17 protein-coding genes and 1 tRNA gene are annotated in these 17,320 nt (G+C 68.2%); 13 read left to right on the top strand and 5 right to left on the bottom strand.

All coding sequences use genetic code 11. The features are described from left to right. The first annotated feature begins 7 nt into the window (after positions 1 to 7). The 4 genes from sufD to ACMGFI_RS20205 all read left to right on the top strand — a co-directional run bounded on the left by sufD (position 8) and on the right by ACMGFI_RS20205 (position 2,576). Entirely contained in the window at positions 8 to 1,222 is a 1,215-nt protein-coding gene (gene sufD, locus ACMGFI_RS20220) for a Fe-S cluster assembly protein SufD (RefSeq protein WP_436912089.1), read from the top strand. Between the two features lie 101 nt (positions 1,223 to 1,323). Beyond that, the gene (locus ACMGFI_RS20215; RefSeq protein WP_436912087.1) at positions 1,324 to 1,536 is read left to right on the top strand and encodes a hypothetical protein; all 213 of its coding nucleotides are present in this window, start codon (positions 1,324 to 1,326) and stop codon (positions 1,534 to 1,536) included. 129 nt (positions 1,537 to 1,665) lie between these two features. Continuing rightward, a complete protein-coding gene (locus tag ACMGFI_RS20210) occupies positions 1,666 to 2,148 on the top strand; it encodes a ferritin-like domain-containing protein (RefSeq protein ID WP_436912085.1) in 483 nt (160 codons plus the stop codon). Then, positions 2,145 to 2,576 carry a metal-dependent transcriptional regulator gene (locus tag ACMGFI_RS20205; protein WP_436912084.1) on the top strand — a complete coding sequence of 144 codons (432 nt, stop codon included), beginning with the start codon at positions 2,145 to 2,147 and terminating at the stop codon, positions 2,574 to 2,576. The genes ACMGFI_RS20210 and ACMGFI_RS20205 overlap by 4 nt, the downstream gene beginning before the upstream one ends. Positions 2,577 to 2,610: 34 nt before the next feature. On the opposite strand, the gene ACMGFI_RS20200 is transcribed toward ACMGFI_RS20205, so the two are convergent. Both ACMGFI_RS20200 and ACMGFI_RS20195 read right to left on the bottom strand, forming a co-directional pair. Beyond that, the gene (locus tag ACMGFI_RS20200; RefSeq protein WP_436912082.1) at positions 2,611 to 4,545 is read right to left on the bottom strand and encodes an ABC transporter ATP-binding protein; all 1,935 of its coding nucleotides are present in this window, start codon (positions 4,543 to 4,545) and stop codon (positions 2,611 to 2,613) included. After that, positions 4,542 to 6,422, bottom strand: a complete 1,881-nt coding sequence (locus tag ACMGFI_RS20195; RefSeq protein WP_436912081.1) for an ABC transporter ATP-binding protein — start codon at positions 6,420 to 6,422, stop codon at positions 4,542 to 4,544. Before ACMGFI_RS20195 ends, ACMGFI_RS20200 begins: the two co-directional genes overlap by 4 nt. Positions 6,423 to 6,678: 256 nt before the next feature. On the opposite strand from ACMGFI_RS20195, the gene ACMGFI_RS20190 reads away from it, so the two are divergent. The 3 genes from ACMGFI_RS20190 to ACMGFI_RS20180 all read left to right on the top strand — a co-directional run bounded on the left by ACMGFI_RS20190 (position 6,679) and on the right by ACMGFI_RS20180 (position 9,912). After that, a complete protein-coding gene (locus ACMGFI_RS20190; RefSeq protein WP_436912079.1) occupies positions 6,679 to 7,296 on the top strand; it encodes an HNH endonuclease in 618 nt (205 codons plus the stop codon). 53 nt (positions 7,297 to 7,349) lie between these two features. Next, positions 7,350 to 7,468 (top strand) — tRNA-Gln (locus ACMGFI_RS20185). 236 nt (positions 7,469 to 7,704) lie between these two features. Next, positions 7,705 to 9,912 carry a peptidase M6 gene (locus ACMGFI_RS20180; protein WP_436912078.1) on the top strand — a complete coding sequence of 736 codons (2,208 nt, stop codon included), beginning with the start codon at positions 7,705 to 7,707 and terminating at the stop codon, positions 9,910 to 9,912. A gap of 58 nt (positions 9,913 to 9,970) precedes the next feature. Here ACMGFI_RS20180 and ACMGFI_RS20175 read toward each other — a convergent pair whose 3' ends face one another. Then, entirely contained in the window at positions 9,971 to 11,008 is a 1,038-nt protein-coding gene (locus ACMGFI_RS20175) for a DNA-methyltransferase (protein WP_436912076.1), read from the bottom strand. A 151-nt stretch (positions 11,009 to 11,159) separates the two neighbouring features. Between ACMGFI_RS20175 and nikR the strand changes: the two genes are divergently transcribed. The 4 genes from nikR (at position 11,160) to ACMGFI_RS20155 (ending at position 12,884) form a co-directional block, all read left to right on the top strand. Further along, complete coding sequence (gene nikR / locus ACMGFI_RS20170) at positions 11,160 to 11,579, top strand: nickel-responsive transcriptional regulator NikR (protein WP_436912073.1); 420 nt, start codon at positions 11,160 to 11,162, stop codon at positions 11,577 to 11,579. A 283-nt stretch (positions 11,580 to 11,862) separates the two neighbouring features. Next, on the top strand, positions 11,863 to 12,027 hold the full coding sequence (locus ACMGFI_RS20165; protein ID WP_179918330.1) for a hypothetical protein: 165 nt from the start codon (positions 11,863 to 11,865) through the stop codon (positions 12,025 to 12,027). Positions 12,028 to 12,171: 144 nt separating this feature from the next. Then, on the top strand, positions 12,172 to 12,765 hold the full coding sequence (locus ACMGFI_RS20160; RefSeq protein ID WP_436912071.1) for a hypothetical protein: 594 nt from the start codon (positions 12,172 to 12,174) through the stop codon (positions 12,763 to 12,765). Beyond that, positions 12,762 to 12,884: a hypothetical protein gene (locus ACMGFI_RS20155; RefSeq protein ID WP_436912070.1), complete on the top strand. Its 123-nt coding sequence runs from the start codon at positions 12,762 to 12,764 to the stop codon at positions 12,882 to 12,884. The genes ACMGFI_RS20160 and ACMGFI_RS20155 overlap by 4 nt, the downstream gene beginning before the upstream one ends. A gap of 36 nt (positions 12,885 to 12,920) precedes the next feature. On the opposite strand, the gene carA is transcribed toward ACMGFI_RS20155, so the two are convergent. Next, positions 12,921 to 13,988: a glutamine-hydrolyzing carbamoyl-phosphate synthase small subunit gene (gene carA, locus ACMGFI_RS20150; RefSeq protein ID WP_436912068.1), complete on the bottom strand. Its 1,068-nt coding sequence runs from the start codon at positions 13,986 to 13,988 to the stop codon at positions 12,921 to 12,923. A gap of 103 nt (positions 13,989 to 14,091) precedes the next feature. Here carA and ACMGFI_RS20145 point away from each other — a divergent pair, with 103 nt between their 5' ends. Continuing rightward, complete coding sequence (locus ACMGFI_RS20145) at positions 14,092 to 14,505, top strand: Lrp/AsnC family transcriptional regulator (RefSeq protein WP_135363625.1); 414 nt, start codon at positions 14,092 to 14,094, stop codon at positions 14,503 to 14,505. 149 nt (positions 14,506 to 14,654) lie between these two features. Continuing rightward, positions 14,655 to 15,257: an NUDIX hydrolase gene (locus ACMGFI_RS20140; protein WP_436912067.1), complete on the top strand. Its 603-nt coding sequence runs from the start codon at positions 14,655 to 14,657 to the stop codon at positions 15,255 to 15,257. Between the two features lie 100 nt (positions 15,258 to 15,357). On the opposite strand, the gene ACMGFI_RS20135 is transcribed toward ACMGFI_RS20140, so the two are convergent. Next, entirely contained in the window at positions 15,358 to 17,199 is a 1,842-nt protein-coding gene (locus ACMGFI_RS20135; protein WP_436912064.1) for a histidine kinase N-terminal 7TM domain-containing protein, read from the bottom strand. Between the last annotated feature and the right edge of the window lie 121 nt (positions 17,200 to 17,320).

Genomic DNA, 17,320 nt, shown 5'->3' with positions numbered 1-17,320 from the left:
GATTTCCATGAGCACGCAGCTACACGCGAACCTCACAGAGGAGCAGGTAGAGCAGATCAGCGACGAGCTCGACGAGCCCGAGTGGCTCCTCGAGACCCGCCTGGACGCGCTGGCGGCGCTGGACGACCTGGACATGCCGGACGTGATCACCACGCCCGGGCCGCGCCACTGGACGAACCTCACCGACCTCGACTACGAGTCGCTGGTCGACCCCCTCGAGTGGGAACAGGAGAAAGACCGCGTCGAGGCCGAGGGCGCGGACGTGCTCTCGTGGTCCGAGGCGCTGGCCGAACACGGCGACCTCGTCGAGGAGCAGTTCGGCAGCGTCGTCGACCCCCAGCGCGACTTCCTGACGGCGCTGTCGACGGCGCTGTTCAGCGCCGGGACCGTCGTCTACGTCCCCGAAGGCGTGGCCGCCGAGGACGTGAAGATCCGCACCCGGATGAACAGCCGCTCGCTGTTCAACTACACGCTCGTCGTCGCCGAGGAGTCGGCCTCCGCGACGATCCTCGAACGGCAGAGCACCGGGACGAACGTCGACGGCGACCAGTACTACTCGGGCGTCGTCGAGGTCGTCGCCGGCGAGAACGCCAGCGTCCAGTACGGGACGCTCCAGAACCTCGCAGAGGACACCTACAACTTCCAGGTCAAGCGCGGCCACACCGCCGACCACGCCTCGGTCGACTGGATCGAGGGCAACATCGGCTCCCGGCTGACGAAGTCCAGCGTCGAGACGCGCCTGCTCGGCGAGGGCTCGGAGAGCCAGATCGTCGGCGCCTTCTTCGGCCACGACGACCAGCACTTCGACATCAACAGCCGCGTCTGGCACGAGGACGAGCACACCACGGCCGACCTCGTCACTCGCGGCGTCCTCGACGACGAGGCCCGCTCGGTCTACGAGGGCGTCCAGGACGTGGGCCGCGAGGCGTGGGACACCAACTCCTACCAGCGCGAGAACACGCTGATGCTCAGCGACGACAGCGAGGCCGACGCCTCGCCGAAGCTGATCATCAACAACCACGACACCGAGGCCAGCCACTCCGCGACGGTCGGCCAGGTCGACGCCGAGGACCTGTTCTACATGACCTCCCGCGGCGTCGGCGAGGAGCGCGCGAAGAACATGCTCGTCGAGGGCTTCTTCGTGCCCGTCCTCGAGGAGGTCGCGGTCGACGAACTCCGCGAGGACCTCGACGAGCTGATCGTCGAGCGCCTCCGGTCGTAGGCCCCGTTTTCCGTCCGCCTCGGCCACGTTCGCTCGCGTTCCCAGGTTGCGAAAACGCGCCCGTCGTTTAAGTACCGCGGTGGAGTGGTAGCCATCAGAGTATGCGTCCGCTGTACCTCCTCGCGCTCGCGGTGGCGTCCGCCGTCCCACTGCATACGGGCCACCCCCATCTCGTGACCGACTCGGCCATCGGCGTGGCGGTCGGGGTCGCCGTCGTCGGGCTGTACGTGCTGGCGCTGCGCTGGACCGGAGACGGAGAGAGCGACCGCCAGGGCGACGGGCCCCGGAACCGCGAACGACGGTCCAATCGGTGACGCAGCTGTGGCGCGAGCGCGACGCGAGCGGCCCGCGCTGGCGCCGCCGAGGGAAGGACTTACGTCCCCGCCTACCCGAGAACCGCGCATGAATCGTGTGACGGACGAGGACTGCCGGGGGGTGCGGCGGTGAGTCTCACCGTCCCCGTCGGGTCCGACCACCAGCTGGCGCGCCTGCTCCAGATCGGGATCGTTCTGGAGGAGGTCGTCGAGGCGCGGGCGTCGAAACACGCCCGCGACGCCCAGGCGGACCTGACCGACGACGTGCGGGCGATGCTCGAGGACGCCGCCGAGGAGTCCGCCGACCACCGCGACCGCCTGGAGGACCTCGTCGAGGAACTCGACGCCGACACGGTCGCCTACGAGGAGATCGAGGCGCTGGTCGAGGCCCAGTACGAGGCCGACGAGGACTTCGACGGCGTCCTCTACGACCAGCTCTGCAACGAGGAGACCGCCTACAAGTTCTACGACGACCTCATCGAGGCCGTCGAGGCCTCGGACGTGCGCTTTGGCATCGACCGCGACCGACTGCTCGACACGCTCGCGGCCATCCGCGAGGAGGAGGCCGAGGGCGTCGAGGAAGTGACCGAGCTCATGGAGGAGCGACGATGAACACGGCCGACCAGTACCTGAAAGCCATCTACCTGATCCAGCAGATCGAGGACGGCCCCGCGTCGACCGGCGACCTGGCCGACCGGCTCGACGTGAGCCCCGCCAGCGCCAACGAGATGATCGGCAAGCTCGAGGACAACGGCCTGGCCGAACACGAGAAGTACAAGGGCGTCTCGCTGTCCGACGAGGGCATCGTCCGCGCCCGCGACGCGCTCCAGAACTACTGCATCATCGAGCGATTCCTCGTCGAGGTCCTCGAAGTCGAGGAGTTCCGCGGCGAGGCCCGCCAGCTGGAGAGCGTCATCGACGAGACCGTCGCCGAGCGGCTGGACACCATCATCGACCGCGACCCGGCCTGTCCCGACTGCTTCGACCCCGAGGAGGACGTGTGCGGCCTGCTCGAAGTCCCCGCGGCCGCCGACGACTGACGGCCGTCCCAGCCAGTCCGCACCCCCGGACGGCTCAGTCGTCGACCGTCACCCGGTCGACGAACGCCGCAGGGAGTTCGTCTATCTCTCCGACCTGGACGTGCCAGAGGTTCGCGTACGTCCCGCCGCGAGCCAGCAGCTCCTCGTGGGTGCCCCGCTCGACGAGTTCGCCGTCGTCCAGGACGAGTATCTCGTCGGCGTTTCGCACCGTCGACAGCCGGTGGGCGATGACGAACGTCGTCCGGTCGGCGGTCAGCTCGTCGAGAGTGCGCTGGATCAGCACCTCCGTCTCGTTGTCGACGTGGCTGGTCGCCTCGTCGAAGACCATCACGTCGGGGTCACCGACCAGCGCCCGTGCGATGGCGATCCGCTGGCGCTGGCCGCCCGACAGCTTCACGCCGCGCTCGCCGACCTGCGTGTCGTAGCCCTCCGGCAACTCGGAGACGAACCGATAGGCGGCCGCCGACCGGGCGGCCGCCTCGATGTCGGCGTCGACACCGGAACTCGCGGGTCGCTCCGCCTCGCACGTCCCGTTCGCGGTCTCCCGCAGGCCGGATTCGTCGGCCCCGTAGGCGATGTTCTCTGCGACGGTGCCGTCGAAGAGGAACGGCTCCTGGTCGACGTAGCCGACGGCCTCGCGGAGGCTGCGACGGGTGACCGTCGACGTGTCGCGGCCGTCGACGCGGACGGCCCCCGAATCGGGCTCGTAGAAGCGCAACAGTAGCTTCACGAGCGTCGACTTGCCCGCGCCGGTCGAGCCGACGATGCCGACGGTCGCGCCGGGCTCGACGGTGAAATCGACGCCGTCGAGGACGCGCTCGTCGGTGCCCGGGTAGCTAAAGGAGACGCTCTCGAAGGCGACTTCCCCCTCGACCTCGCCCAGCGGCTCGCCGTCGGCGTCGTCAGCGACCCGCTCGTCGGCGTTGCGGACGCCGACGACGCGCCTGGCGGAGGCCTGTGCGATCTTGTAGCTGCCGACGATCGCGGTGGTGAACTCGACCGGCCCCTCCAGGTCGCGCATGTAGAACAGGAACGGCACGAGCTGGCCGGCGGTGAGCGCGCCCGTGAAGAACAGGGGCGGTCCGTCGATCACCCAGATCCCGCCGATCACCATCGCGGCGCCCATCGTCACGCCGGTCACCGACTGGACGGCCGGGTTCTGACGGATCCGCCAGCGGGTCCCCTCCCACTGGGCGTCCCACAGGTTTCGGGAGGCGTCGCCGAACCGGTCGCGCTCGAAGGGCCCGGCGACGTTGGCCTTCACGACGGCCAGCCCGCCGAGGCTCGTCTCCATCCGGGCGTTGAGCGCGCCGGCAGCCTGGCGGACCTCGTCGTATCGCTCTTCGAGGATTCCGGCGAACCAGTAGTTGACGCCGGCCAACACCGGGAGGAGGGCGAGGACCGCGGCGGTGAGCTGCCAGTTGATGTAGGCCATGAACAGCATGGCGCTGGCGATGGTGACGACGGTGTCGACCGTCCAGCGGGCGTTTTTCGTCAGCGACTGTTCGAGCCGGTTGACGTCGTCGTTCAGGGCGTTCATCACGTCGCCGGTCTGGTGACGGTCGAAGAAGGCCAGCTCCTGGCGCTGGGCGGAGTCGAACGTCTCGACGCGGGCGTCGTCCAGCAGGCGGTGACCGAACACCTCCCACAGCCAGTTTTTCCCGATCGTCAGCGTGACCACGACGACGCCGAGGGCGAACATCAGCCCGCCGGTGAACCAGACCTGGCCGACCGTCGTCTCGGGGAGCCACGGCTCGGGGACCAGCGGAAGCGCGAAGGGTCGGCCGCCGAAGACGGTGTCGAACGCGAACCCGATCAACAGCGCGTTGACATTTCCGAGCGTCGCGGCGACGGCAGACACCAGCGTCGCGCCGACGAACCACGGGAGGTGCGGTCGGCCGACCCGCCGTATCAGGTACCACAGCGGGTACTCGATGTCGGTCTCCTCGGCGAGGGTTCGGTCGCTCATTCATCTCCCTCCTGGCCGGCGACGAATCCCTCGGAGACGGCGCCGTAGTTGCCCACCTGTACGCGCCAGAGGTCGGCGTAGATGCCGTCGCGCTCCAGCAGTTCGGCGTGGGTCCCCTCGGCGACGAGCCGACCGTCGTCCACCACGAGGATGCGGTCGGCGTCGCGGACGGTGGACAGGCGGTGGGCGATGGCGAAGGTGGTGCGGTCGGCCGCCAGCGCGTCGAGGCTCTGCTGGATGCGGAGTTCCGTCTCGTTGTCGACGTGGCTAGTCGCCTCGTCGAAGACCAGCACCGGCGGGTCGCGGACCAGCGCGCGGGCGATGGCGACCCGCTGGCGCTGGCCGCCCGACAGCTTCACGCCGCGCTCGCCGACCTCCGTGTCGTAGCCCTCGGGCAGGTCCGTGACGAACTCGTGGGCCCCGGCCAGTTTCGCCGCCTCGACGACCTCCTCCCGGGCCGTCTCCGGGCTGGCGTACGCGACGTTCTCGCGGACGGTCCCGTCGAAGAGGAAGGGGTCCTGGCTGACGTAGCCCAGCCGGCTGCGGAGGCTGTCGAGCCGGACCTCGCCGATGTCCTGCCCGTCGATCCGGATCGTCCCCGCGTCGAGCTCGTAGAACCGGAAGAGCAGCTTGACGAGCGTCGACTTGCCCGCGCCGGTCGAGCCGACGATGCCGACCAGTTCGCCCGGCTCGACGGTGAAGTCGACGTCTTCGACGGTCGTCTCGTCGTCGTAGCCAAAGGAGACGGCGTCGTAGTCGACGGCGCCCTCGGTGACGGTCAACTCGGGCGCGTCGTCGTCGGCCTCGCGGCGGTCGTCGCTCGACAGCAACCCGTCGACGCGCTTGCTGGACGCCAGCGCGTCCTCGTAGCTGTCGACGACGTCGACGGCCAGGTCGCGGACCGGCGACATGAACCCGTTGGCGTACATGAGAAAGGTCAGGAGCGAGCCGGCGGTAAAGGAGCCGCCGAGAAAGGCCGGCGGCCCGGCGGCCACCCAGTAGCCGCCCACCAGGAAGATGGTCACGGTCATAAACGTGCTCGTCGTCCAGGTCCCGAAGTCGAAGCGCAGCCGCATCCGGATCGTCTCCCAGTTGCGCCGCCGGTAGGTCGCGGAGGCGTCGGCGACCCGGTCGCGCTCGTGGTCCTCGCGGGAGAACGCCTTGACGGTGCTGATACCGTCGAGCGTGTCCTCCAGCCGGGCGTTGAGATCGCCCACGCTCTCCCGGACGGCCTCGTGTCGCGGCTCCAGCACACGCGCGTAGAACCGGCTTGCCACCGCGACGACGGCCGGAAAGACGACCAGCAGCGCCGCCAGTTGCCAGTTCAGCAGCGCCATGAACCCGAAGGCGACGACCACCTGTGCCGAGTACGACACCGCGCTGTAGAACGCGCCGACGACGCCGACGAGGTTGTCGACGTCGTTGTGGACGACGCTCATCACCTCGCCGGTCTGTTCGTCGTCGTGATACCCCATCCGCAGTTCGGTCGCCGCGTCGAAGGCGTCGGTCCGGATGTCGTGCAACATCGCCAGGCTACCGCGGTTGTTGAACCACGACCCGAGCCAGTCCAGCGCGTTCCGCGCTGCGACCGCGGCGACGAGAATCCCGACGGTGAGCCACAGCTGGGCCACCCGCTCCTCGGGGATCCACGCGCCGGGAACCCCCGGCAGCGCGTAGGCCCTGTCCCCGAGCAGCACCGAGTCGAACGCCTGCCCGATGACGAACGCCGGCGCGTGCTGGGGGATACGCGCCAGCAGGACTGCCACCAGCCCGAGTCCGAACTGTCCGGCGTACGGGCGTGCGTACCGTTTCATCAACCCCGCCAGGGGGTTGTCCGCCGTCCCGTCCGTCCCGTTCCGTGCAGTCGTCTCAGACATCACTAACTCCCACCCGCTCGCGCATCGGTACCTCAGCGTCGATCCCATCAAAGAAAAAACTATTCCTGGATGATGGTATGGTATCATGCCACAAAAGCGGTCCGAGAGGGCGTATCCTTTTCACCGAAGTCGCAACCACTTCACTTCGTGCTGGGGTGTCCGACCTGTGGTAGATCGCTGTCGACCGAGGCCGGCGAGCGCCAGCACCACGCGAAGGTCCACGGCGAGTCGCTCCCGGATCGGACGTGCGACGGGTGTGGTAGCGAGTTCTACGCCCGAAGGCACGGCTGTCCTACTGCGACGACTGCGAGCCGAACGCGGGCGAGAACAACGGCAACTGGAAGGACGCGAGAGACGGGCCGACTGCGAGCGGTGCGGCGGCGAGTTCGAGTACTACCCCTCGGACAAGAACGGTATCTACTGCCCCGACTGCGTCCGCGAAGCAGACGAGTTCCTCGGCGACAACTACGCCGAGGCCCACGACATCGAGCAGATCGAGCGGGAGTGTGAGCACTGCGGCGAGGAGTTCTCGGTTCTCCCTTGTACTCTGCGAGATGGTGGCGTGCGCTTCTGCAGCAGGGAGTGTGTAAGCGATGCATTATACGGCGGTCGGAGCAATCGCGGAGTCTACACCGGCGACTGGTATCAAGTGAGGCGAAGAGCGTTCGACCGAGACGACCACCGGTGCCAGAACTGTGGGAAAAGACGCGAGGAGATCGGTCGCGAACCGGACGTTCATCACATTACACCGATCCGGGAGTTCGACGACCCTCAGGAAGCGCATTCACTCGACAACGTCGTGACGCTCTGTCGGAACTGTCACCGGCTCGCCGAATCCGGTGAGATACCACCCGAGAAACTTCGACCGAACTGACCGTCGAGCGATGCCGGAACGAATAAAATGACTCGGTGGTAATGGCCACTCGAAGTCCCGTGGTGTAGTGGCCAATCATCTAGGCCTTTGGAGCGGCACGGTGTGCGCGACCCATTCATCCGCCGTGTCGCGGAGCAAGCCTAGGACGGCGGTTCGAATCCGCCCGGGACTATGGCAAATATTTTATACTTATACGATATCGGTGAGACGACCGTCGCCCGGTGAGCGGCCGCGGATCTCGACACCGCTTTCGACGGAGTGGCGGATTCGGTGACCGATCTATCGGCCCGATCCACGGTTCCCGGTAGCCGATAGCGGCTATGGGGTCATCCGTTCGTGACGCTCAGTATTGATTATACGGCAACTATTTATTATCACTCCGTCTGTATCACAGGCTGGATCGTACCCATGCGATCAGTACTCATGGCGCTCGTCGTCGCGCTCGCGGCGGTCACCGCGGGCGTCGGCGGCGCGACGGGGGAACCGACGGACGGCCCGACGCGGGCTGAACTGACCAAGCCCGTGCCCGAGGGGGAGCCGGGCAACGCCTCCGACGGCTACACGGGGGTCGAACCGACGCGTAACTGGACCGACAAGCCGGTCGACGTGGACACGGCGCCGGCGGGGCTCGCCACGGGGGACGCGGCGAGCGAGTCGGGGGACGGATCGCCCTCTGACTCCATCGTGCTGGACCCGGACGACGAGGACCACCCGCTGGTCGGCACGTCGAAACAGTACCTCGGCTCCGACCGGGGCAGCTACTACTTCAAGGAGTACACGCTGCTGGCGGTCGGCGACGAGATCGAGGTGTGGGTCGCGAACAAGCTCTCGTGGCCGAGCGACGACCCGCGCGAGGACCCGACGATCTCCGAGGCGCAGGCCGAGTCGATGGCCGAACAGTTCGACGAGAACATGTACCCGGTCGAGACGGAGACGTTCGGCCGGCCCGACGCCCGCAACGGCACCGAGTCGCTGCTCGAACAGATCGGCGCGGTGCCGGAGGACTACTACGAGACGGGGGACAACTCCACCAGGACCGTGTTGCTCGTGGACAACGTCCGCGACCGGAACTACTACAATCCGGAGTACCCGCTGTACATCGCCGGCTTCTACTCGCCGACGATCCAGACCTACACCGACCGCAACACCATCACGGTCGATGCCTACGACTGGAACGCCGTCAACGAAACTAACCGGCGGACGGGCTACGAGGGCACGCTGGCCCACGAGTACCAGCACCTCGTCCACGCCGACCTGGACGGCGACGAGACCACCTGGGTCAACGAGGGGATGTCGGACTACGCCGAGTACATCACCGGCTACGGCGTCCCGGAGGGCCACCTCGGGGCCTACGAACAGCTGCCCTCGAACTCGCTGACTAACTGGGAGGACCAGGGAGCGCGCAACGTCCTCGCGGACTACGGGATCGCCTACACGTGGACGATGTACCTGGCCGACCAGTACGGCCGGGAGTTCATCTCCAACCTCGCACGGGATACGGACAACGGCATCACCTCCGTCGAGAACACCCTGGACGAGGTCGGAGCGGAGCGTGACTTCGCCGACCTCTACCAGGACTTCTCGACCGCCGTGGCGACCGACGACATCCGGACGCCGCCGAAAGACGAGTTCCACATCGACGGCGTCGAGGTGGAGCTGAACACTTCGGGATCGGTCGGTACCGCCGGCGCCTGGGGGACCAACTACCGGACGATCGATACGAGCGAGCGGGGTCCGATCAGGGACGTGACCGTCTCGGGGACCGACTTCACGGACACGGAGTGGTCGACGGCGACCGACCCCGTGACCGGCGAGGGCGAGGTCCTCTACAGCGGGTCCGGGAACCTGCTCGACCGCCACGCCATCGTCGAGCGGGACCTCTCGAACGTCGAGGACCCGACGCTGACCTTCGAGAGCTTCCAGCGTATCGAGGAAAACTGGGACTACGGCTTCGTGCAGGTGTCGACCGACGGCGGCGAGACCTGGCACAGCCTCTCGAACGAGAACACCGACGCATCGCCGGACCCCGAGGCCCACCCGACGGTGAAGGCGAACGTGCCGGGGCTGACCGGCGACACGGACGGCTGGGAGTCCCAGACGTTCGACCTCTCGGCCTACGAGGGCAACGAGAGCGTCCTGATCTCCTTCCGGTACGTCACCGACTGGGCGTTCGTCAAGGACGGCTGGTACGTCAGGAACGTCAGCGTCGCCGGCGAGTCCGTCCCGACGAACTCGACGGCGCCGTACCTGAGCGAGCGCGAGGCCACCGGCGACAACGTCGAGTACCAGTTCTCGTTCATCGGGATCAAGCACAACGGCAACTACCAGGTCAAGCAGGTCGACACGACGACCTTCGACGAGGCCGGCGAGCGTGACCTGCAGAAGTTCCTCCACAACGGCAACTTCGAGACGGTGGTCGTCGCGAGCACCTGGGCCGCCGAGGCGGGCGAGAGCGGTCGCGTCCCCGTCGGCGTCGAGTTCACCTTCGCCGGTGACCAGGCTCCCGGGAACGGTAACGGTCCCGGAAACGGCAATGGTCCCGGAAACGGCAACGGAAACAACGGCAACGGTTCCGGTAACGGGAACAGCGGGAACGGCAACGGCCCGCCGAAGTAGCGGGACAGTCGGACGGGACCGCTCTCGCGGGACCGTCACCGTCCTGCCTCTCGCGTTTTCACACTGGCTCGTGGACAGCACGGTAGCCGTCGGCCGTCGACTCGACAGACGTGACTTCGTAGAAGCGGATCTCCCGCTCCTGTTTCGTGCGGACGGGGAAGTCGTAGTGGACGGCGTCGTAGCCCAGTTCGTCGCCGTCCTCGCGCACGTCGGCGACGAACTCGCGGTGGCGGTCGAGCCGTTCCTCGACGACCGACCGGGAGAGCGCGGGAGCCTCGTTCACTGCGTCGTCGAAGACCTCGGCGAAGGCGGGTTCGCGCTCGTAGCCGACGGAGTCGCGGCCGGCGACCAGCGCCGCGAGCGAGGTGGTGCCGGTGCCCCAGAAGGGGTCCAGCACCGTGTCGCCGTAGGCCGAGTACATGTTGACGAGGCGGTAGGGGATCTCGAAGGGGAACGCGGCGGAGCGCTCGCGCAGGTCGTCGTGGTCGAGTTCCTGGAGGTCGCCGGTCACGTCGGTCCACACGTCGGAGAACCAGCGGTTGCGCTCCTCCCAGAAGTAGGCGGCCTCGTAGCGCCGGTCCGCGCCGGGCTCGAACGACCGGGAGTCGCCCCCGTTGCGGAAGACGAGGACGTACTCGTGTTCGAGGGTGACGTAGGCGTTGGGCGGGACCATCCCCGAGCCCATGAACTTCGCGGCGCTGTTGGTCGGTTTGCGCCAGAGCACGTCCGGCAGCGGGTCGAACCCGAGCGACCGGAACGCCTCCAGCACGCGGGCGTGGTTGGGGTAGACGCGGAAGCTCCCGTCGACGGTGCGGGTCGCGTCGCCGACGTTGACGCAGGCGATCCCGCCGTCGACGAGCACCCGCTCCAGCTCGGCCCACACCTCGTCGAGGACGCCGTGCATCGCCTCGAAGGCGCGCTGGCCGTCGTCGGCCGCCAGCGCGTCCGCGACGGCGGGATCGAGCGCGCCGAACGTCTCGTCCCACATCTCGATCATCGGGTACGGCGGCGACGTGACGACCAGGTCGACGCTGTCGTCGGCGAGCGCCGACAGGTCCCGCGCGTCGCCGAGGACGACCCGATGGCTCGTCTCCATGGTCTCCCATCTCCCGCCCGCGGTCCTTGAGTCTCCCGGCATGGATCGCCTCCACGGTGTTCCCGGAGGAGTCGACCGGACTCGCCCACCGCCCGGCGGCCGACCGCCCGTGATATCAATCCTTAATAGCTCGCTACGATTCTGTTAACATATGACCGTCGTCAGCGTCTCGATGCCGGACGAGTTGCTCGAACGGATCGACTCGTTCGCCGAGGAGCACGGCTACACCGGCCGCAGCGAGGTGGTCCGGGAGGCCGCGCGCAACCTCCTCGGGGAGTTCGAGGACAAGCAACTGGAGGAGCGGGAACTGATGGGCGTGGTCACCGTCCTGTTCGACTACTCGTCGTCGGGCGTCGAACACCGGATGATGAACCTCCGCCACGAGTACGAGAACCTCGTCGCCTCGAACGTCCACAGCCACATCGGCGACCACTACTGCCTCGAACTGTTCATCCTCGAGGGCGACCTGGAGGACATCTCTACCTTCGTCGGCAAGATCCGCGCCACCCAGGACACCCTCTCCATCGACTACTCCGTCATGCCCGTCGACCGCATCGACACGATCAGCTGATCCCGCGTCCGTCGGTTTCGGTGATTCGTTCCGTGGGGTGAACGCACCAGTACGGACGACCGCACTCGACAGCGAGCACTGAAGGGGCGAGGCGCGCTCGCGGCCGGTGACTATCAGCACGAGCGCGCCTCGCTCGTTCAGTCCGCGGGGAGAGCAAGCTCTCCCGAGCCCGCGCTCACGCGTTCGCGCGGACGCCGGGACCGCGACCGCACCGCACCGCTCACTGTACTGACCGTCCCCGACACCGGTGAACTTCTTTGAGTCGGGGCGCCGTATCGCCGGCATGGCCTTTCCCAGCTACTCGGAGTACTGGAACGAGATAGAGCCGAGCCTCCTGATCCTAGTCGGGTTCGTGCTGTTCGTCTTCCCCGAGCCGGCGACGTCAGTCCTCGGAGCGGGACTCCTGCTGCTCGGCGCGTCGTGGTGGTTCTACGAGTGGGAGCGCTAACTTCGACCGCCGGACCGTCGACATCCGAGCGTATTAGGACGTATCCCGACCACAAGGAATCGTAGGCGTATTCTGATATGAACCCGGCGAAAACGCCCGGGTGATGACCGACGAGACGCTCGGGACGCTGTCCGGAGGGAGTCGATGACGGTGGGTAGTGCGCTCGACAGAGCGATGACGCTCGCGGAGATGGCACCCCACCCGTCCGTGACGGTCGGCGTGCTCGCGGGACGCGAAGAGCGCTTCCCGGACGGCCGGTTGCACGACCCGCCCGTGACCCACCTCGACGGGACGGAAGCGCCCGCCTACGTCCTGACGAACGAGAAGCGCGGGGTCGGACTGGGGACCAAGCGCAACACGACGAAACCGGCCGGCGACCGCGGGACTGCGGTCGTGGTCACCGACCGACGAACGCTCTGCCTGGTCGGCGGGGAGAGCGAGGACACCGCCGTCGAAGTCCCCCACGAGTCCGTCGTCGCGGCCTCGTACCACACGGGCCTGCTCGCGACCCGGTTCGTCCTCCGGACGCCGCGAAAGCAGTACCACTGCTGGGCGAAGCGGTCGACGAGCGAGTCGCTACTCGCCGAGGCGGCGGAGTACGTCGAGGACCGCACCGCGGAGTCGCCCGCGGAGATCGAGGCCGACGACGGCGCGAACCAGCTGACCTACCGCGGCCAGCCGATCAGCCGCGAGAACCACCCCGGCGTCTCCGACGAGCCGCCGTCGGACGCCAGGTGAGCGGAAAAGCGGAACCCGCCGGCGACGGGAGCAGTGACAGCGGCGAACGCCGGGACGAGGAGAACACCGACTCGCCGAACCAGCAGTGCGAGAAACCGACCGACTCGCCCGGCGAGTGACACGGCGGGCGGAAGCGGTGTCGTAGAAAGCCGCTCTCAGTTCGTCGTCGCGACGGTCTCGTCGTCGGCCATCGCGAGGACCTCGTCGAAGAAGCCCTTCGAGTCGTTGGGGCCGGGGTTGGCCTCGGGGTGGTACTGGCGGGTGAGGATGTCGAGTTCGTCGTTCTCCAGGCCCTCGGGGGTCTCGTCGTTGACGTTGATCTGCGTGACTTCGAGGTTGTCGCCGGGGTCTGCGACGGTGTAGCCGTGGTTCTGGGTGGTCATGACGACGCGGTCGGTCCGCAGGTCGCGGACGGGCTGGTTGACGCCGCGGTGGCCGAACTCCATCTTCTCGGTCTCGCCGCCCAGCGCGTTGGCGACGACCTGCTGGCCGAGGCAGATGCCCGCGATGGGCTTCTCGCCGACGTAGCTGTCGACGAGTTCGTTGGCCTGGTCGAAGTTCTCCGGGTCGCCCGGGCCGTTGGAGATGAACAGGACATCGGGGTCGAGCTCGGCGACCTCGTCCTCGGTGGTGTCGTGGGGCATCAGGTGGACTGTCGCGTCGCGCTCGACGAGCGACTCGATGATGGAACCCTTGGCGCCGCAGTCGATGAGCGCCACGTCGGGACCCGCACCCTCGTCGTTGTAGACGACGGTCTCGGGCGTGGTGACCTGGTCGCCGATGTCGGTGTGGTCGCTCATGTGCTTGCACTGGTCGAGTTCGTCCAGCGCGTCCTGCTCCGTGACGTCCTCGCCGGCGGCGATGCCGCACTTCATCGCGCCGGAGTCCCGAATCTCGGTGACGATGTCGCGGGTGTCGAGCTTGTCGACGGCGGGGACGCCCTCCTCGCGGAGCCACTCGACCACGTCGTCGGTCAGGTCGCGGGCGACGACGCCGCGGGGGTGGACCCGATCCGACTCGAAGCGCTCCTCTCGGACGCCGTAGTTGCCGATCAGCGGGTAGGAGAAGGTGAGGATCTGCTCCTCGTAGGAGGGGTCGGTGAGGCTCTCCTCGTAGCCGGTGTAGGCAGTTGTAAAGACCAGTTCCCCGCGAGTCGTGCCCGGCGAGCGCGCGCGCGCCTCGACGACGCGTCCGCCCTCCAGTGCCACGTAGGCGTCCGTCATTACGAGATGCGTATACCACCTCCGGTGATAAGCCTTGCTTTCGAAGTCAGGTTACGAAATTCGTAACGGTGAAGTGGGGTGGCTCGGAACTGTGGCGTATTCGATGGACGACCTCGACCGGGAGATCCTGAACATCCTCCGCAGGGACGCGCGGACGCCGTACACGGAGATCGCCGACGACGTGGGGACCTCCGAGGGGACGGTCCGCAACCGCGTGGAGTCGCTGGTCGAGGAGGGCGTCATCGAGCGCTTTACCGTGGCGACGCGGACGGGGAACGTCAAGGCGATGATCGAGGTCGGCGTCGACGTGAGCGTCGACACCCACGACATCAGCGACCGCGTCGCCGAGTGGACGGAGGTCGACTTCGTCTGGCAGGTCTCCGGCGAGGAGGACATCGTCTTCGTCGTCGACGCCCAGGACACCGAGCGGGTCAACGAGATCATCACCCAGACCCGCGAACTCGACGAGGTCGTGAGCACGAAGACGAGACTGATCCTCGACGAACGCGTCGGGTGAGCGCCTCCGCGGCGCGAACCGACGTGTGACGAGGATCCGTCGATGAGATTGATTCTGGACGAACGCGTCGGGTGAGCGGCGCGGGCCGGTCGGAGCGAGGACCGCGGCGAGTCGAAGACTGTTTGAACCCGCTCTCCCACGTGACTCCCATGAGTACGGACGACGAGGGGGTCCCCGGAGACGACGGCGCGCCGTCGGCCGAGGGGGCCGACGACTACCACGAGAACGCCGAGCAGGCGGTGATCGCCGTCGACGAGAACGACGAGGAGCAGGGGCTGATCAACCGCCTCGACGCCCACACCGGCGACGGCACGCGTCACCGGGCGTTCACCTCGCTGCTGTTCGACGAGGATGGCCGCATCCTGCTCGCCCAGCGCAGCCCGAAGAAACGACTGTGGGACACCTACTGGGACGGCACTGTCGCCTCCCACCCGCGACAGGGACAGACGCAGGTCGAGGCGACCCGCCAGCGCCTCGAAGAGGAGCTCGGGGTCACACCGGACCAGTACGACAACCTCCGGGTGACCGACCGCTTCGAGTACAAGCGCTACTACATGGACGAGGGCGTCGAACACGAGGTCTGCGCGGTGCTGAAGGCCACGCTGCTCGACACGACCCTCGACCCCGACCCCGAGGAGGTCGGCGGCCTGATGTGGGTGCCCTACGAGCGCCTGCACGAACACCCGCGGTGGTACCGACAGCTCCGCCTCTGCCCCTGGTTCGAGATCGCGATGCGCCGCGACTTTGAGTAGTCCGACCGTCCTCGGAGACCTCCGTCCTTCTCCTTTGACGCCAGCGTCGGCGGCCAGTGAATCCCGGACTCGCGGGACCGTCGACGTGGTCCGTTCCCGGTCAGTCGTCCGCCTCGACGCCGCCCGGCCTGGAGTCCCGCTCGTCGGCGGCGTCCCCCCGCCCCGAGTCAGCGCGGTCTTCGGATCCGGCGTCGGGGGAGTCGTCCGGTCCCGCGTCGTCGTCCCCTCCCCGGCCCGAAGCGCGGTCGCCGCTCGCGTCGGGCTCGTCGTCGGCCAGCGGGAGGGTGAGCGCGACGGTACAGCCCCCGCCGTCGTCGACGAACTCGACGGAGCCGCCGCACTCGCGGACGACCCAGGTGACGAGCCAGAGGCCGACCCCGCTGCCGTGTTCGAGCGCCGTCTCCCGGCCCGTCTCGATGACGCTCCGCTCGTGGTCCTCGATCCCGGGACCGTCGTCGGCGACACGGACCTCGACGAACTCGTCGCCGTGGCGGGCCGCCCGTACTTCGACAGACGGCTCGTCGCCGGCGTGTTCGGCGGCGTTCTCCAGCAGTTCCTCGAAGGCCCGCTCCAGACAGGGACCGCCGACGACGGCCAGCCCCTCCGGCAGGTCGACGCTGACGGTCGCCCCGTCGTGGGCCGACTCGACGCTGTCTGCGAGCCCTTCGACCCGCTCGGTGACGGCGAATGCGCGGTCGCGCTCGTCGTCGACCATCCGGGCGACGTGGCCGACCTTTTCGCTGCGGGCGACGACGCCGTCGACCGTCTCCTCGATGCGGTCGAGCCGGCGCTCGACCTCGTCGGTCGTCTCCACGTCCCGCCGGAGCAGTTCGGCGTTGCCGGCCACGACGTTCAGCTCGTTGCGGAGGTTGTGCCGGAGGACGCGGTTGAGCACGTCGAGGCGTTGCTCGTGCTGGCGGCGGTCGGTCACGTCGCGGAAGCTGACGGCGCGGCCGGCGACGCCGCCGTAGCTGCGGTAGAGCCGCGAGACGCGCACGTCGTAGTAGTGGCGGCCGTCGGGCCCGTCGAGTTCGAGCTCGGCCTGGCCGGCTGAGACGGACTCGACCGCCGACGCGAGGTCCGGGGCGACGGCCTCGATGGACCGCCCGACGACCGCCTCGGAGTCGACTCCGAGGAGGTCCGCGGCGGCGGGGTTGACGTCGACGACCCGGTCGTCGTCGTCGAGGATGACGATGCGGTCGTCCATCTCGTCGATGACGGCCTCGCGGCCGAGCTGGCGGGTGGCCGGCGTGACCGACACCAGCCGGCCGCGGAACAGCGTCGCGGTCGTGGCGAGGCCGGCGACGACGAAGCCGACGCCCCCGAGCGCGTATCGCCCGGGGACGACGCCGAACAGGGAGGCGGTCCAGGCGGTCGCGGCGACGACCATCGCGCCCAGCAGCACCGTCGCCTGCCCCCGGAAGAAGTCCGTCGTCCGGAAGTTCAGGCGCACGAGTTCGAGCCCGCCGGCGGCGAACAGGAGCAGGGAGTACCCGACGTGCGCCCACGTCGCGAGGCCGAACTCCCGGGCGAGGTACGCGGACCCGGCGGCCGTCTCGACCCACCGGTCGGCCCAGACGAGGCCGTGAGCGTCGTTCGTCCAGACCAGCGCGACGAAGACGGCGGGTTCGACGAGCAACAGCGCCAGCCGGCGACCCCCGAGCGCGCGGTCGCTCTCGGTGTACGCCAGGACCGTCACCAGCCAGGCGGCCGGGAGGACCACGGAGACGGTCGCCGCGACGCTCGACCACCGGATCTTCCCGGACAGCCCCGGCGTCGCCAGCCCGAGCCCCTGGGCGAGCGCGTACAGGCCGGCCCCCGCGACGAAGACGGACAGCGGTTTCGCGGCCGGCGTGTCGCGGAACGTCCACACGAACGCCGCGACGCCGCTCGCGGCGATGGCGGCCAGCAACGCGACAGCGGTGAACCCCGGGGTCGTCATCGGTTGCCGGAGGGTTCCGCCCTCCCCGAAATAAGTGTACGTGACCCGCTATCAATATTGGATACGGACGGGACCGGGTGACAGTCAGAGCGGGTCGCCTCGACGGGCCGTCGGTCGGACA

Source organism: Halosimplex marinum, from assembly GCF_051414075.1.
In the GTDB taxonomy this organism is placed as follows: domain Archaea; phylum Halobacteriota; class Halobacteria; order Halobacteriales; family Haloarculaceae; genus Halosimplex; species Halosimplex marinum.
Note: the sequence above shows the minus strand (reverse complement) of the source record. Positions and strands in the feature narration are given on the sequence as shown.

What these genes read in the sequence shown, in the direction of transcription:
- sufD (WP_436912089.1), top strand. Translation starts at nt 8, where the DNA reads ATGAGCACGCAGCTACACGCGAACCTCACAGAGGAGCAGGTAGAGCAG.
- ACMGFI_RS20215 (WP_436912087.1), top strand. Translation starts at nt 1,324, where the DNA reads ATGCGTCCGCTGTACCTCCTCGCGCTCGCGGTGGCGTCCGCCGTCCCA.
- ACMGFI_RS20205 (WP_436912084.1), top strand. Translation starts at nt 2,145, where the DNA reads ATGAACACGGCCGACCAGTACCTGAAAGCCATCTACCTGATCCAGCAG.
- ACMGFI_RS20200 (WP_436912082.1), bottom strand. Translation starts at nt 4,545, where the DNA reads ATGAGCGACCGAACCCTCGCCGAGGAGACCGACATCGAGTACCCGCTG.
- ACMGFI_RS20195 (WP_436912081.1), bottom strand. Translation starts at nt 6,422, where the DNA reads ATGTCTGAGACGACTGCACGGAACGGGACGGACGGGACGGCGGACAAC.
- ACMGFI_RS20180 (WP_436912078.1), top strand. Translation starts at nt 7,705, where the DNA reads ATGCGATCAGTACTCATGGCGCTCGTCGTCGCGCTCGCGGCGGTCACC.
- ACMGFI_RS20175 (WP_436912076.1), bottom strand. Translation starts at nt 11,008, where the DNA reads ATGGAGACGAGCCATCGGGTCGTCCTCGGCGACGCGCGGGACCTGTCG.
- nikR (WP_436912073.1), top strand. Translation starts at nt 11,160, where the DNA reads ATGACCGTCGTCAGCGTCTCGATGCCGGACGAGTTGCTCGAACGGATC.
- ACMGFI_RS20165 (WP_179918330.1), top strand. Translation starts at nt 11,863, where the DNA reads ATGGCCTTTCCCAGCTACTCGGAGTACTGGAACGAGATAGAGCCGAGC.
- ACMGFI_RS20160 (WP_436912071.1), top strand. Translation starts at nt 12,172, where the DNA reads ATGACGGTGGGTAGTGCGCTCGACAGAGCGATGACGCTCGCGGAGATG.
- carA (WP_436912068.1), bottom strand. Translation starts at nt 13,988, where the DNA reads ATGACGGACGCCTACGTGGCACTGGAGGGCGGACGCGTCGTCGAGGCG.
- ACMGFI_RS20145 (WP_135363625.1), top strand. Translation starts at nt 14,092, where the DNA reads ATGGACGACCTCGACCGGGAGATCCTGAACATCCTCCGCAGGGACGCG.
- ACMGFI_RS20140 (WP_436912067.1), top strand. Translation starts at nt 14,655, where the DNA reads ATGAGTACGGACGACGAGGGGGTCCCCGGAGACGACGGCGCGCCGTCG.
- ACMGFI_RS20135 (WP_436912064.1), bottom strand. Translation starts at nt 17,199, where the DNA reads ATGACGACCCCGGGGTTCACCGCTGTCGCGTTGCTGGCCGCCATCGCC.